This is a genomic window from Kribbella monticola (genome assembly GCF_003261635.1).
In the GTDB taxonomy this organism is placed as follows: Bacteria; Actinomycetota; Actinomycetes; order Propionibacteriales; family Kribbellaceae; genus Kribbella; species Kribbella monticola.
In genome coordinates this window covers 63,949-78,230 of the sequence record NZ_QFXK01000035.1, presented here as the reverse complement: position 1 = coordinate 78,230, position 14,282 = coordinate 63,949, and the positions used below count along the sequence as shown (strand labels likewise).

The 14,282-nt window shown below is 69.4% G+C and carries 15 protein-coding genes and 1 riboswitch; of the genes, 8 read left to right on the top strand and 7 right to left on the bottom strand.

Annotation, left to right across the window (positions count from 1 at the left end):
• Positions 1–111 precede the first annotated feature (111 nt).
• Positions 112–753: a response regulator gene (locus tag DIZ26_RS26405; RefSeq protein ID WP_112246241.1), complete on the bottom strand. Its 642-nt coding sequence runs from the start codon at positions 751–753 to the stop codon at positions 112–114.
• Positions 750–2,315 (bottom strand): PspC domain-containing protein, encoded by a 1,566-nt coding sequence (locus DIZ26_RS26400; RefSeq protein ID WP_198676296.1) that lies wholly within the window; start codon positions 2,313–2,315, stop codon positions 750–752. The genes DIZ26_RS26405 and DIZ26_RS26400 overlap by 4 nt, the downstream gene beginning before the upstream one ends.
• A 193-nt stretch (positions 2,316–2,508) precedes the next feature.
• Here DIZ26_RS26400 and DIZ26_RS26395 point away from each other — a divergent pair, with 193 nt between their 5' ends.
• The 7 genes from DIZ26_RS26395 (at position 2,509) to DIZ26_RS26370 (ending at position 8,109) form a co-directional block, all read left to right on the top strand.
• Positions 2,509–3,918, top strand: coding sequence for a PspC domain-containing protein (locus DIZ26_RS26395; RefSeq protein WP_112246239.1), 1,410 nt, complete (start codon positions 2,509–2,511; stop codon positions 3,916–3,918).
• Positions 3,915–4,094, top strand: a complete 180-nt coding sequence (locus tag DIZ26_RS26390; RefSeq protein ID WP_112246237.1) for a hypothetical protein — start codon at positions 3,915–3,917, stop codon at positions 4,092–4,094. The genes DIZ26_RS26395 and DIZ26_RS26390 overlap by 4 nt, the downstream gene beginning before the upstream one ends.
• A 140-nt stretch (positions 4,095–4,234) precedes the next feature.
• A complete protein-coding gene (locus DIZ26_RS26385) occupies positions 4,235–4,435 on the top strand; it encodes a cold-shock protein (RefSeq protein ID WP_112246235.1) in 201 nt (66 codons plus the stop codon).
• 72 nt (positions 4,436–4,507) lie between these two features.
• On the top strand, positions 4,508–5,659 hold the full coding sequence (locus DIZ26_RS26380; protein ID WP_157979823.1) for an L-histidine N(alpha)-methyltransferase: 1,152 nt from the start codon (positions 4,508–4,510) through the stop codon (positions 5,657–5,659).
• 126 nt (positions 5,660–5,785) lie between these two features.
• Positions 5,786–5,917: a hypothetical protein gene (locus tag DIZ26_RS38645; RefSeq protein WP_269815407.1), complete on the top strand. Its 132-nt coding sequence runs from the start codon at positions 5,786–5,788 to the stop codon at positions 5,915–5,917.
• On the top strand, positions 5,914–6,663 hold the full coding sequence (locus DIZ26_RS26375; protein ID WP_198676295.1) for a hypothetical protein: 750 nt from the start codon (positions 5,914–5,916) through the stop codon (positions 6,661–6,663). Before DIZ26_RS38645 ends, DIZ26_RS26375 begins: the two co-directional genes overlap by 4 nt.
• Before the next feature lie 75 nt (positions 6,664–6,738).
• Positions 6,739–8,109, top strand: a complete 1,371-nt coding sequence (locus DIZ26_RS26370) for an MFS transporter (protein ID WP_198676294.1) — start codon at positions 6,739–6,741, stop codon at positions 8,107–8,109.
• Here DIZ26_RS26370 and DIZ26_RS26365 read toward each other — a convergent pair.
• Complete coding sequence (locus DIZ26_RS26365; RefSeq protein WP_112246229.1) at positions 8,054–9,112, bottom strand: zinc-dependent alcohol dehydrogenase family protein; 1,059 nt, start codon at positions 9,110–9,112, stop codon at positions 8,054–8,056. The genes DIZ26_RS26370 and DIZ26_RS26365 overlap by 56 nt on opposite strands.
• Positions 9,113–9,158: 46 nt before the next feature.
• A complete protein-coding gene (locus DIZ26_RS26360; RefSeq protein WP_112246227.1) occupies positions 9,159–10,169 on the bottom strand; it encodes a saccharopine dehydrogenase family protein in 1,011 nt (336 codons plus the stop codon).
• 71 nt (positions 10,170–10,240) lie between these two features.
• Here DIZ26_RS26360 and DIZ26_RS26355 point away from each other — a divergent pair, with 71 nt between their 5' ends.
• Positions 10,241–11,185: a helix-turn-helix domain-containing protein gene (locus tag DIZ26_RS26355; RefSeq protein ID WP_112246225.1), complete on the top strand. Its 945-nt coding sequence runs from the start codon at positions 10,241–10,243 to the stop codon at positions 11,183–11,185.
• A gap of 32 nt (positions 11,186–11,217) precedes the next feature.
• Here DIZ26_RS26355 and DIZ26_RS26350 read toward each other — a convergent pair whose 3' ends face one another.
• From DIZ26_RS26350 to DIZ26_RS26340, 3 genes are all read right to left on the bottom strand, one after another.
• Entirely contained in the window at positions 11,218–11,496 is a 279-nt protein-coding gene (locus DIZ26_RS26350) for a ubiquitin-like small modifier protein 1 (RefSeq protein WP_112246223.1), read from the bottom strand.
• On the bottom strand, positions 11,493–12,761 hold the full coding sequence (gene thrC, locus DIZ26_RS26345; protein ID WP_112246221.1) for a threonine synthase: 1,269 nt from the start codon (positions 12,759–12,761) through the stop codon (positions 11,493–11,495). Before thrC ends, DIZ26_RS26350 begins: the two co-directional genes overlap by 4 nt.
• Positions 12,762–12,771: 10 nt before the next feature.
• A riboswitch (SAM riboswitch) is annotated at positions 12,772–12,912 on the bottom strand.
• A 65-nt stretch (positions 12,913–12,977) separates the two neighbouring features.
• A complete protein-coding gene (locus DIZ26_RS26340; RefSeq protein ID WP_112246219.1) occupies positions 12,978–14,228 on the bottom strand; it encodes a cation:proton antiporter in 1,251 nt (416 codons plus the stop codon).
• Positions 14,229–14,282: the final 54 nt, after the last annotated feature.

Sequence of the window (14,282 nt, the reverse complement as noted above, 5' to 3'; positions counted from 1 at the left end):
CACTCGACGGTATAACAGCGGCAAAGCGCCCGGCGCCCCTGACGGGGTGGCGAACATGTGCCCTGTCCAGTTCCCGCCACCGATGAGACGGGTGGTGGCGGGATCCGGTCGTCAGACCAGGCGGCGGTCGGTGGCCCAGCGGGTCAGTTCGTGGCGGTTGGAGAGCTGGAGTTTGCGCAGTACGGAGGAGACGTGGGTCTCGACGGTCTTCACCGAGATGAACAGCTCGCGGGCCACTTCCTTGTAGGCGTAGCCGCGCGCGATCAGCCGCAGTACTTCGCGTTCGCGCTGGGACAGCCGGTCGAGGTCCTCGTCCACCGAGGCGATGTCGATCGCGCCGGAGAACGCGTCCAGGACGAAGCCGGCCAGTCGCGGTGAGAACACCGCGTCGCCGTCGGCCACCCGGCCGATCGCGTCCACCAGCTCGGTACCGCTGATGTTCTTGGTGACGTAACCGCGCGCGCCGGCCCGGATCACGCCGATCACGTCCTCGGCCGCGTCGGACACCGACAGCGCGAGGAACTTGATGTCGGGGTGCCGCTGGTGCACCTGCTTCATCACCTCGGTGCCACCGCCGCCCGGCAGGTGCACGTCGAGCAGGACGACGTCGGGTTCGGTCGCGACGATCGCCTTCACCGCGGAATCGACGTCGGCGCCTTCGCCGACGATGTCGACCGCGGTACCGATCTCGCTGCGGACGCCGGCCCGGAACATGTCGTGGTCGTCGATGACGACCACTCGCCGCTGTGTCATCTGTCCATCTCCAGTCGCACTTCGGTGCCTGTTTCCGGGTTCGACCGCACTGTTGCGCGGCCGCCGTGCCGTTCCATCCTGCCCATCACGCTGTGCCGCAGACCGAGCCGGTCCTCGGGCACCCCGTCGGTGTCGAAGCCCTTGCCCCGGTCCCGGACGAAGATCTCCGCCCGGTCGCCGTCGACCTCGACGAACACATCGATCTTGTCAGCTCCGGAGTGCTTTGCGGAGTTCACCATCGACTCCCGCGCCGCCCGGACCATCGCCGACAGTCCCTCGGTCAGCTCGCAGTCGCCGACCGTGACGACCTCGACCGGTACGCCGTGGGAGTCCTCCACCTCGGCAGCGGCCCGCTTCGCCGCCCCTGCGAGCGTCTGGTCGGTCTTGTCGTCCTCGTCGTACAACCAGGACCGCAGGTCCCGCTCCTGCGACCTGGCCAGCCGTACTACGGCTCGCGGATCGTTCGCCTGCTTCTGGATCAGCGCCAGGGTCTGCAGCACCGAGTCGTGCAGGTGGGCGGCCATGTCGGCGCGCTCCTGCGAACGGATGCGCTCACTGCGCTCGGCGTTCAGGTCGCGGGTCAGGCGGTGCACCCAAGGACCGGCGATGACGCCGATGCCGACCACTGCGAGCAGCAGGGCGATCAGCACGTCGCCGACCATCGACAGCCGGCCGTTCTGCACGAGGAAGACGGTCACGGCGGTGCCGAGCAGGACCAGGCCGACCACGACCCGGATGATCGACTTCCAGCCGCCCTTGCCGAACAGCATGCCCAGCGTCGGCGCCTTGTTGGTCCAGGCGGCCTTCTGCCCCTCGTCGGCCTGTCGCCAGATCAGCGCGAGACCGGTGCCGGCGAAGACCAGCGGCCAGAACATCTTTCCGGCGATGCCGAGGCCGGCGACGTTCAGCAGCAGCAGGATGCCGATGCCGACGACGACCAGGGCGGTCATCTGACCGCGGTTCTTCTCCCGCCGGCGAGCCTTGCTCTCGGTCATCGGCGGCGGCTGGTCCGAACGCAGGCCGCCGCGGGTGTGCGCAGCCAGGCCGGGCGCCGCCGGCACCGCCGGAGCCGCGAGCGGCATCAGGAACCAGAGCGCCGCATAGATCAGTACGCCGAAGCCGCCGAAGATCGTGGCGCCGATGAACACCAGCCGCACGACGGTGTCGGACACGTTGAGGTGGTCCGCGATCCCGCCGGCGACACCACTCACCACCCGGCCCTCGGCGCGCCGGTAGGCCCGGCGTACCGGCGGCGGCTCCTGCTGCTGCCCAGCTCCCCCACCCAACGCCCCGGCGTACTGGCCGGCGCCTGCTACGCCGTACTGGCCGGCGCCCGGCGCGCCGGTGCCCTGCGCTCCGGCGTACGGGCCGACTCCTGGTGCGCCGTACTGGTTGGCTCCCGGCGTGCCGGTGCCCTGCGCTCCGGCGTACGGGCCGGTGCCGGTGCTGTGCTGGTTGCTGCCTGGCGTGCCGGCGTACTGGCCGGGGGCATGCGGAGGGGCGGGCGGGACCCCCTGTCCCGGGGGTCCGCCCGGAGGCGCGGCGGCGGCTGGTTGGCTCATCTCCACGATCGTCACATGCGCACGGGGCCGACACCAGCAGGCTTGTCCCCGGCCCGCACCTCAACCGCCTCTCGCGCGGGTCAGGGTCGGCCCGGGGAGAACCCCTAGCTGACCGTGCCAGGAGGGCGACCAGGGGTCACCAGAGGGGGATCCCCGATGGTGGTGCGGGCGGCAGCGGGACACTATCGGTGTCATGGAGCAGAACTCGAGCGGCCAGGGCCCGGACGGTGGTTTCAACCCCGCCCCCCTGCGCGACGTGCAGAACTGGCGCCGGAGCCGGTCCGACCGGATGGTCGCCGGCGTCTGCGGCGGGATGGGCCGGGCCCTCAACATCGACCCGGTGCTGATCCGGGTGGTGATGGCGGTCCTGATCCTCACCGGTCCCGGCATCATCTTCTACGCCGCCGCCTGGGCGATGATGCCGGACGAGGGTTCGGACCGCTCGCCTGCCCAGGGTCTGCTCGGCGACCGGATCCGCCCCGATCACCCGTGGCTGTGGCCGATCGTGATCGGCGTCTGCGTGTTCGTCGCGATCGCGATGATGTCGTCCTTCAACTTCGGCAAGCTGGTGCCCGGCCCGATCGTGGTGCTCGGCGTGCTCTGGCTGGTGTTCCGCCGCAAGCACGGCCACTCGTGGCACGGCCGCAACCGGCGCTCGCAGTGGACCGGCGGCGGCAACCCGCGCGGCCAGTGGAGCGGCGGCGGCACCAACTGGATGCCGCAGAACCCAGGCTGGACCAACGTGAACCCCACGAGCACGCCTCCGACCGCGAGTGCTCCCCGACCGCAGGACACCACCGCCTCGCAGTACGGCGGTTCGCCGTACGGGCCTGGTCAGACCGGCCCGGCGCCGGCTGCGACGTCCTCTCCGACCGCGCAGCGACCGCAGGACCGTGTCACCGCACCGGTCCAGCCCGTCTGGACCGAGGACGACCCACTCGGCCTGTACGTCGACGAGCCGCCCGCGCCGGTCAGGTCCGCCGCCCCGGCAGCACCTCCCGTGCCAGGTATGCGCGGCGTGAAGCCGGTCATCGTCCTGCTCACCGGGCTGGCCATCGCGATCGCCTGGCTGGCCGGCGCCGCCGTACCGCTGATGCTGGTGGTCGGTCTGGGCACGCTCGGTCTCGGCATGCTGGTCGGCAGCTTTCTCGGCCGCACGATGGCGCTGCTGCCCCTCGGCATCCTGCTCGCGCTCGGCGTCGCCGCCAGCACGATCTTCCCGACGATCCCGCACCAGTTCACCGACACGAACTTCGTCGCCACCACGGACACGACGGTGGACGCCAGCAACACGGCGTACCACTTCGACGCGGGCTCGGTGCACCTCGACCTGACCAAGGCGAACTTCGCCACAACCGGCGCCAAGGTGGTCGTCGACGGGCGGGTCGGCGAGATCGTCGTCAAGGTCCCGGAGAACGTGGACGTCACCGGCACGGTGCGGACCCAGACCGGCGACCTGAACCTGCTGGGCCAGCACAAGGGCGGCCACAACCTGGACGCGACGGTCGTGAACGACCTCGGCGTCGATGGCAAGGCCGGGCCTGCGTCGGTCACACTGGACCTGAATCTCAAACTGGGCAGCATCAGGGTGGAGCGCGGATGAGGAAGACGAAGCCGGACGTCCCCGGCGTCATCGCCGGCACCGTCCTGACCGGGGCCGCCACGATCTGGATCCTCAACGACAACGGGGTCATCCAGACCGACGACCTCGGCCTCACCGCCGCACTGCTCCTGGTTGCCGCCGGCATCGTCGGCCTGGCCGCCTCCAACCGCGGCTGACTGCCGACCCGGCCACGCCTGCCGGACTCGAGCCGGCATCGGAGCGGGTTGGGTTAGGCTTGTTGACCGCTCTGGTGGTTGGCAGGGCACCCGAGGGGTCCGGGTGAAGCGGGTCCCGTTGAAGGTCTACAGGAGTTCTGATGGTGCGCGGCACCGTGAAGTGGTTCAACGCCGACAAGGGCTACGGCTTCCTCGCCGTCGAAGGCCAGGACGACGTGTTCGTCCACTGGAGCAAGATCGTCTCGGACGGCTACAAGACCCTCGAGGACGGCCAGCCGGTCGAGTTCGAGGTCGTCGACGGGCCCAAGGGCCGCGAGGCCGACACCGTCAAGGCGCTCTGACGGCCGTTTTCGGAACTGCGCGGAGCGTGGGCAACCGGTAACCTGACGTCTCACCTTGGGAGGGGTCAGGACGTGACAGAGCCGGTACACGTGATCAGGAAGCTCGAGCATGCGCTGGCCGATGACGACTTCGCCTGGTCGCTGCTGCTGGTCGGCGAGGACCAGACCGACAAGCTCGCCACGCTGACCGGTGATCTGCGCGGCCCGTTCTCCACCACCGGCGACGGCAAGCAGATCACTTCCGGCTTCTCCTACTGGGGAATCGGCCCGACCATCGCCTGGGCGAACGCGACCAAGGACCCGTTCTACCTGGTGATGAAGACCGGCGCGGAGTCGTTCCTGCGGCACTGGCGCAAGGTCCGCCCGCATGTGGACCGGCGCGGCTTCCACTTCGTCAGCCTCGGTGTCGGTACCGGCGTCAAGGACGCGACGATCCTGGACGACCTGTACCGGGCGAACCCGCAGATGTTCTACATCCCGGTCGACATGAGCTCGGAGATGCTCCGGATGGGCACGCTCGAACCGGTGCGCGGTGCCAGGTTCCCGATGTCCCAGGTGCTGCCGGTCCAGCTCGACTTCTCGATCGCCGACAACATGGACGAGCTCGGCCAGATGCTGACCCGGCTGGTCGGCGACGAGCCGCTGTTCTACACGCTGACCGGCAACACGCTGGCGAACTTCGAGAGCGACGAGGACGCCCTGCGCATCATCACCCGGGTACTGCGGCCGCAGGATCGGCTGTTGCTCGAGGTGGCGACGACGACCCGGCTCGACCAGGAGGCGGCCGATGCCGCGGCCGACGAGTACCACCAGACCCGGGCGTTCGCGGAGTTCGTCACCAGCGCGCTGCGCTACAACACCGACCTGCGGATCGACAACGACCAGATCGACTTCCGCGGTGAGGTCGAGACCGACGACGCGCTGCGGGTGAAGATCGTCTGGCGGAACAACACCAACGAGCCGATCAGGATGGGACTGCCCGACCACACCGATGTCGTGCTGGACAAGGAAGACACCATCCTGCTGTACACCACGCGCAAGTTCTCCACCGAGCGGCTGAAGAAGCTCACCACCGCGTGCGAGCTGACGCCGATCGAGCATGCCCACTCCGGTTTCCGACACACCCGCCGCCCGAGCCCGTTCGGCCTCGACCTGCTCCTGCTCGCCCCCGACAGCTCCGGCGTCGTCGCCCACACCCTCGCCGACGACATCTGGTCCCAATGACCCCACCCGCCGATCCCTCCCCCACAGGCGATCCGCCGGAAGCGCGTGACCGCGGGTCGGCGAGCGGTGCGCCCGGAGCCGGCTCCGCGCACGACCTCCCGGGACCACCGAGACCCCCCGCAGGCGATGCGCAGGGAGCACCGCGATCCCCCGCAGGCGATGCATCGCGAGCAACGCGAGGCGCCACAGGCGATCCGGCGGGAGCAGCGCGAGGCGCCGCAGGCGATCTACCGGGAGCGCGTGGCCGCGGATCGGTGAGCGGTGCGCCCGGAGCAGGCGGAGCCGGGTCCGCGGACGGTCTGCCGGGAGCGCCCGGCGCCTCGGGTGTGGCGCCGGTGGAGGAGGTTCGGCGGATCAGGCGGGCTCGGATCAGGGCGTTGGCTCGGTTGCGGATGCTGGCGGGGGTGCTGCGGATCGCGCGGGGGAAGGCGGAGTGGGCGGCGTACCGGCGTACGGTCGTGACGGCGGTGAGCTACGGGCTGCTGGGGCTGGCGTTCGTGCTCGGCGTGATCTGGTTCTTCTTCCCGGGCAACAGCCGCTGGGAGCCGGCCGTCAACTCGCTCACCCTGGTCGCGGGGCTGACCGGCATCTTCGTCGAACGCCTGAGCGCCGAAGCAGAACGACGTACCGAAGTACTGCGAGCCGTCGCGGACGAGTTGCAGGAGAACACCCGCTTGCTGTCCGACGAGCGGTTCTCCCCCACTGCGCCGACCCAGCGCCAGGTCTACCCACGTCTCGTCGTCTCGGCGGTCGACCTCGCGCTCGTCTCCGGCGCACTCGGCCGGCACCGCGACGCCGAACTCGTCGGCCTCCTGCACCGCTGGCGCGACACCGTCCACCTGTTCAACCGCCGGCTCGACCTGACCGAGATCAGCACCTTCTCGAACACGATCTCCTCCGCCGAGCTGGCCGCCTTCCACCGCGCCCTGCACCGCGAGAACAGCTACTTCGCCGCCACCCGCGAGATGCTCGAAACCCTCCTCAACAGACTCCCGCCCAGCTGAGCCACCGTCTGCAAGTAGACACTGTCTATTCTCTTGGTAGACACTGTCTACCAAGAAGCGGACGGAGCAAGCGAAATGATGCACGGACCAGGTCCGGCGGCGGACAAGCGAAGTTGGGTGGTACTGGTCGCGAGTGTCGTCGGCGCGATGGTTGTGGCGCTTGACGGGACCGTGTTGCTGATCGCGCAGCCGGCGCTCGGCCGCGAACTGGGCGCCTCGGTCGCACAGGTGCAATGGACCAGTACGGCGTACCTGCTGATGGTCGCGAGTTTGCTCGTGATGGCCGGTCGACTCGGTGATCGGTACGGGCATGGGCGACTGCTGTGGGTCGGGAGTCTCGGCTTCGGAATGGCGTCGGCCGGCCTGCTCATCGCGCCGACCATCGGGTGGGTGATCGCCCTGCGAGTACTCCAAGGAGTCTTCGCCGCCCTCCTTCAGCCCGCCACCTTGGCGTTGCTGCGGATCGCCTATCCACCGGATCGGCTGCGTCGCGCGATCGGCATCCGCACCAGCGCGATCGGCGTCGCCGCGGCGACCGGACCCGTCCTCGGTGGGGTCCTGGTCGCGCACTTCGGCTGGCGAGCCGTTTTCGCCATCAACCTCCCGGTCGCGTTGCTGATCGTCGTACTCGCCCTGCTTCTCCGAGTCCCCGCACCCCCGGCGCCGCGCAACCGCCACATCAGCCTGATCGGCGCGACCCTGCTCGCCTGGCCGCTGGCAGCGCTGGTCTACACCGTCGCCGGGCTGCACGAGCATGGGTCCACCCAGACGATCGTCGGCACCCTCCTGGTCATCGTCGGCGCCGCGAGCTTCGCATTCCACGAGCAACGGACGGTACAACCGTTCATCCCAACGCCAGTAGCGCATTCGAGGCCGGTGATGGCTTCGATGTGCCTGCTGCTGATCGTCACCAGCGGGATGTTCGGAGCGTTGTTCGTCGCCACCTTCCGGTTGCAGCAAACGCTGACGCCGCTGGCAACCGGCCTGCACGTCCTTCCGCTGACGATCGTGATGGTCGCCGGCGCGCCCTTCGCAGGCAACGCCGTACGCCGGTACGGCGCGCGCCGGACCGCCGTCGGCGGGACGATCCTGGTCGCCCTCGGCATCGCCGCGTCACCGCAGAGCAACGTCGTCGGCAGCCTCGGCTTCGCCGTACTCGGCGCGGGATTCGCCGTCGTGATGGTGACGGCCACAGGAACCGTCGTCGGCGACGCACCGGCTGGTTATGCCGGGGTAGTCGGCGGAATCAAGCAAACCGCGATGAATATCGGCCCGATCCTCGGTATCGCCGTCGCAAGCAGCCTCACCAGCGCGGCAACAGAAGCGGGCGTAGCAACAAGAGGAGCCGCGGCAGCAGGAGCCACCACGGCATCCGCAGTACTGGCCGCGATCAGTCTGGCCGCGTTGATCCCAGCAGCCCTGTTGCCCACGGCCGGATCACGGTGACGCCGGCCGGCGTACCGAGGTTCAATTCTTTAAGCGCAGCAGGGACTTCTGCCAGTGAGATCCTGCGGGTGATCAGCTCGGCGGGCTTGAGCTCGCCCGAGGCGACCAGCGACAACATCTCTGGGTAATGGTGCGCCGCCATGCCATGACTGCCGAGCCATTCGAGCTCCTGCCAGATCAACCCCGACACGTCGACCTGGACGCCGTCCGGCAGCAACCCCACCTGCAGATGCCGTCCGCGCGGCCGCAACGAACGCAGTGCGTCCTGCACGATCGCGTTCGAGCCCAGCGCATCCATCGTCACGTGCGCGCCGCCACCGGTGAGCTCACGAATCCGCGCAACAGCCTGCGGACCAGCCGGCACCACCTCAGTAGCCCCGTACTTCGAGGCCAGTGCGAGCGCGTCCGGATTGGTGTCGACGGCAACTACTTTCGCCCCGAGCGCCGCCGCGATCATCACCGCGGACAAGCCGATCCCGCCACACCCGAAGATCACCACGCTCTCCCCGGCGACCACCCGGCCGACCTGCCGGACCGCCCGGTACGACGTGGCGAAGCGGCACCCGAGTCCCGCGGCCGTGTCGAAGTCGAGGTCGTCGGGAAGCCGGACCAGGTTCACCTGCGCGAACGGCAGCGCGACGTACTCGGCGAAAGAGCCCCAATAGTTGAACCCTGGCTGCAACTGGTTCGGGCACACCTGGTGGTTCCCCGCCGCACACTGCTCACAGGTCCCGCACGCGCAGATGAACGGCGAGGTCACCCGATCGCCGACGGCCCAGCCCTCGACCCCGGCGCCGACCGCCGCGATCGTCCCGGCCAGCTCATGACCCGGGACGTGCGGCAGAACGATGTCGGAGTCGTGCCCTTGCCACCCATGCCAGTCGCTGCGGCACAGCCCGGTCGCCTCCACCTTCACGACCACCCCACCGGGCCGCACCTCGGGCGACGGAACGTCCCGGACCGACGGCAGTACGCCGTACTGCTCGACCACAATCGCGCGCATCAGGCCATCCTCAGCGACAACGGCCGCCCAGGCCAGCCGACACCGTTCAGTCGGGGAGCTCGACCGAGAGGTGCGGAGCCAACGAGCGCAGGAAGTCGGCCGCGTCGAACATGGCGCCGGCCGAGGCGATCCCGGTGGTCCGGAAACGACCGTCCAGGATCCGCTGGGCGGCCTCGACGACGAGCGGCGCGGTGACGGCGTAGATGTCCTGTCCCGAGGCGCTCGCACGGCGCTCGACGCCGCCCGCGCGGACCAGGACATCCACGACGAAGGTCTGGTCCGAGCGACCCGACGAGTCGAGCGAAGGAGCCGGAGTGTCCGCGTCGGCCAGATCCCGCGCGGCCTCGACGCTCATGTAGGTACGAACCTCAGGCACGTCCAGATGGCTGGGAACAGTCACCACATCGGCCATCGTGAACCCGGCGACGACAGCCCGCCGACCCAGTGGCTCCGGGAAGCGCCAGTCCTCCTCCTCCAGCTTTTCGTCGTGGTACTCGAGCGCGCCGCCCGTGAACCGGACCCGGCGGCCGCCACGACGATCATGCGACACCTCGCCCGCAACCCGCGTGCCCGGCGTCGGGTGCCAGCTGCTCAACCCGTAGGCGACATGCACCTCGTCCGCGGCCGTCCACTCACCCATCGCCGCCGTGACCAGCAGATCCCCCAGCCCGCCGTAGAAGGCCATCGCCGGTACGACGGGAACCCCCTCGGCACCGGAGGTGTACGTCGTCACGTTCGCCTCGATCTCGGCCGCGACGTCGAGGTACGGAATCCGGGCCCGCAAAGCCGCTTCGAGCACCGGCCCGGCCGTCACCGCGAACGGCCCGGCGGCGTTGATCACCGCTGACGCACCGGCCAGCGCCCGGTCCAGCGAGGCCGGGTCGTCGACGGTCGCCGGCCGGACCCACAACCCTTCCCACATCTCCTTCAACCGCGCACCGTCGCGACCGGACACCACCGGGGTGAGGCCGCGCCGGAGCAACTCCTCGACGACGAACCGGCCCGTGTGACCGGTCGCGCCGTAGACAACCACTGCTGAACCCTCGAAATCGCTCATGGGTCAACCCTGCCGGTCGCGGCCACCCGAGCGTGAGAGTCCCGAACGACACCATGCGTACACTTTCGGACATGCACACCCTGGCGCTGGCCACCGCGGGCCGGATCCTGCACTTCGAGCTCGGCGTCGCGTACGAGATCTTCGGCAATCCCCCACCCAGCGCAAAGAGCAACTGGTACGACGTATCGCTCTGCGGACCAGGTCCGATCCAGGTCGGCCCGTTCCAGCTCGAGCCGGACCACGGTCTCGATCATCTGGTGACCGCCGACACCGTGATCGTGCCCGCATACGTCGATGTCGACGACCCGTTGCCGATGGAACTCGTGGAGGCCGTGCGCGCGGCGTACGAGGCGGGCGCACGGATCGCCTCCCTGTGCACCGGAGCGTTCGTCCTCGGCGCAGCCGGGCTCCTCGACGGCCGTCGGGCAACGACCCACTGGGCCCACACCGATGAGCTGAGCGCCAGGCATCCGCTGGCATTGGTCGACCCGGACGTGCTCTACACCGACAACGGCCAGGTCCTCACCGCCGCGGGCAAGGCGGCTGCGGTCGACCTGTGCCTGCACCTGGTCAACCTCGATCACGGCGCGGCCGTGGCGAACACGGTCGCCCGCCGCCTCGTCGTACCGCCGCATCGCGATGGCGGGCAGGCGCAGTTCGTCACCACACCGATCCAGGTCTCCGGCGACCATCAGTTGGCCCGGCTGCTCGCCTGGACCCAGGAGCGGCTCGACCAGCCGCTGACCGTCACCGACCTGGCCCGCAAGGCGAACACCAGTCCTCGCCACCTCGGCCGCCAGTTCCGCGCCGTGACCGGGCAGGCGCCGATCCAGTGGCTCCTGACCCAGCGCGTACGCCGGGCGCAGGAACTCCTGGAATCCACCGACGAGAGCGTCGAGGCGGTCGCCGTCGCCACCGGCATGGGCACCGCGACGACGCTGCGTCGTCAGTTCAAGCGGATCGTCGGCGTCCCACCGGACACCTACCGCCGCTCGTTCCGCACCGCGAGGGTCTAGCAGACTGCGAGGGTCTAACAGACTGCGAGGGCCTAGCAGCCGCCGGCGACGGCCGGGATGATGGAGACCTGGCCGCCGTCCTTGATCGCGGTCTGCAGGCCCTCGGAGAACCGTACGTCGTCGTTGTCGACGTACACGTTGACGAACCGGCGCAGCTCACCGGACTCGTCCAGCACCCGGCTCTTGATGCCCGGGTACGACGTGTCCAGCGAGTCCAGCACCTCGCTCAGCGTCGATCCCTCGACGGACACCTCCGAGGCGCCCTGGGTGTAGGGCCGCAGGATGGTCGGGACGCGCACGCTCACACTCACTGCAGACCTGCCTTCACGAAGGCGTCGTAGGACGCGGGGATGGTCACCTTCGGGCCGACCCGGTCGGCCACGGCGTCGAGCGTCTTCAGCCCGTCGCCGGAGTTGATGATCACCGTCTCGGCCTCGGGGTCGAGCTGGCCGGTCTCGATCAGCTTCTTCAGCGTCGCGACCGTCACCCCGCCGGCGGTCTCGGTGAAGATGCCCTCGGTCCGGGCCAGCAGCTGGATGCCCTCGATGACCTCTTCGTCGCTGACGTCCTCGATCACCCCGCCGGTACGCCGGGCGACGTCGAGCACGTACGGCCCGTCGGCCGGGTTGCCGATCGCCAGCGACTTCGCGATCGTGTCCGGCTTGACCGGCTTGACCACGTCGTACCCGTCGCGGAACGCCTGCGCGACGGGCGAGCAGCCGGTCGCCTGCGCGCCGTAGATCTTGTAGTCGGTGGCGTCGACCAGACCCAGCTTGCCGAGTTCGGTGAAGCCCTTGTCGATCTTGGTCAGCTGCGAGCCGGACGCGACCGGGATCACCACCTGCTGCGGGATCCGCCAGCCGAGCTGCTCGGCGATCTCGAAGGCGAGCGTCTTGGAGCCCTCGGAGTAGTACGGGCGGACGTTGACGTTCACGAACGCCCAGCCGTCCTCCTCACCGGCGATCTCGGAGGCGAGCTTGTTGACGTCGTCGTAGTTGCCCTCGACGGCGACCAGCGTTCCGCCGTACACGGCGGTGGTGATGATCTTGGGGCGCTCGAGGTCCTTCGGGATGAAGACGACCGAGCGGATGCCGGCCCGGGCGGCCGCGGCGGCGACCGCGTTGGCCAGGTTGCCGGTGGAGGGGCAGGCGAAGACCTTCATGCCGAGCTCGCGGGTGGCGCTCAGGGCGGACGCGACGACCCGGTCCTTGAAGGAGTGGGTCGGGTTGCCGGAGTCGTCCTTCACCCACAGCTTGCGCAGGCCGAGCTCGCGGGCCAGGTTGCCGGCGTCGATCAGCCGGGTGTAGCCCGGCTCGGTGTTCGGGAAGCTGGCCACGTCGACGGGGACGGGCAGCAGCGGCTGGTAGCGCCAGATGTTCTTGGGTCCGGCTTCGATCTGCTCACGCGTGATGGCCGGGAACTCGTACCCGACCTCCAGCGGACCGAAGCACTCCATACAGGCGTAGAACGGGCCGAGTTCGGACTTCGCACCACAAGCACGACAGCTCAGGTGCGTTCCGTTGCCGAAGGCACCTTCACGGATCGTGTGCGGGGCGGTGGCGGTGCTCTGGCTCATGGAGGTTCCCTCCTCATCTTCCCCGGACCGGATCTCGGCGCGGGACGGATTTGGCACCGTTCCGCCGCGAGCGCCCTCGGATCGAGGACGTCAACGGGGAGGGTTGCCGGGACTTCAACGGGCCGTTTCCCTCAGTCCCTCTGGATGAGCACTGCCGAGGTTACCCAATCGGGTCCACATTGTGTCCTGCGTTCCCACCATCCGAGACAGCGGATCTCACTCCCGCGCCCGCTCGCGGCGGGCCTCCAGCATCCGCATCAGCGGTGTGGCCGCCACGCCGTGGACCAGCACGCTGAAGACCACCGTGAACGTGACGGTCGCCCACAACCAGGACAGCTCGGGCCCGAAGTGCTCGCCCGCGTAGGCCAGATAGAACACCGAACCGACTCCGCGGACACCGAACGCGGCGGTCACCCAGCGCTCCGACGGCCCCAGTCGTGTCCCGCGCAGCGAGAGCCAGGCGATCACCGGGCGGATCACCAGCACCAGCCCGACGCCGATCACCACACCGGCCACGGTCAGCGGCTTCAGGATTCCACCGGTGATCGCGACCCCGAGCAGGAGCAGGATGCCCCAGGTCAGGATGTGTTCGAGCTCCTCGACGAAGCTGTGCAGTTCCTGGTGGAAGTCGTGACCGCGCTCGGCCGCCCGCAGCGTCAGGGCAGCCACGAACACGGCGACGAAGCCGTACCCGTGCAGCACCTGGGCCAGGCCGTAGACGCCCAGCGTCACCGCGAGCGCGAACACCGGCTCGCGGGAGTCGGCGAGCCGGAACGTCCGCGACGGCGCCGCGAAGGCCATCCGGCCGAGCAGCCAGCCGGCCGCGACCCCGACGGCTACGCCGATCACGATCTTGCCGACCAGGTTCCAGGCGAACCACTCGATCCCCCAGCCGCCGACCGCACCCTTGGTCGCGGCGAACACCGCCGCATAGACGAACGGGAACGCCAGTCCGTCGTTCAGGCCGGCCTCCGAGGTCAGCGCGAAGCGCACCTCGTCGTCCTCCTCAGGCTCCGCGCCCTCACCAGTCGACGGGCCCTGAACCTGGACGTCGGAGGCAAGCACCGGGTCCGTCGGCGCGAGTACGGCGCCGAGCAGCAGGGCCGTCGCGGGGGCCAGACCGAGCAGCCAGCCGGCTCCCGCCACGGCGGCGACACAGGCCGGCATGGCGATCAGCAGCAGTCGCCAGGTCACCTTCCACCGCCGCCAGCCGATCGGACGATCGATCGCCAGCCCGACGCCCATCAGCGCGATCAGGATGGTCAGCTCGGCCAGATGCTTGGTCAGCCCTGGTTCCGCGATCGGGCTCAGGTGGGTCCGGTCGACCGCCAGACCGAGCAGCAGCCCGGCGCCGACAAAGGCGATCGGAGCCGAGATCGCGTACCGGCGCAGCAGCCGCGGCAGGATCGCGCCGACCAGCAACGCCACTCCGGCGACCAGGTAGAGCCCGTCCCCATCGATTCGCATTTGCCTCGACCCTAATCGCCCGTGGTCGAAACTTGTTCAACTGATGGCGGTGGC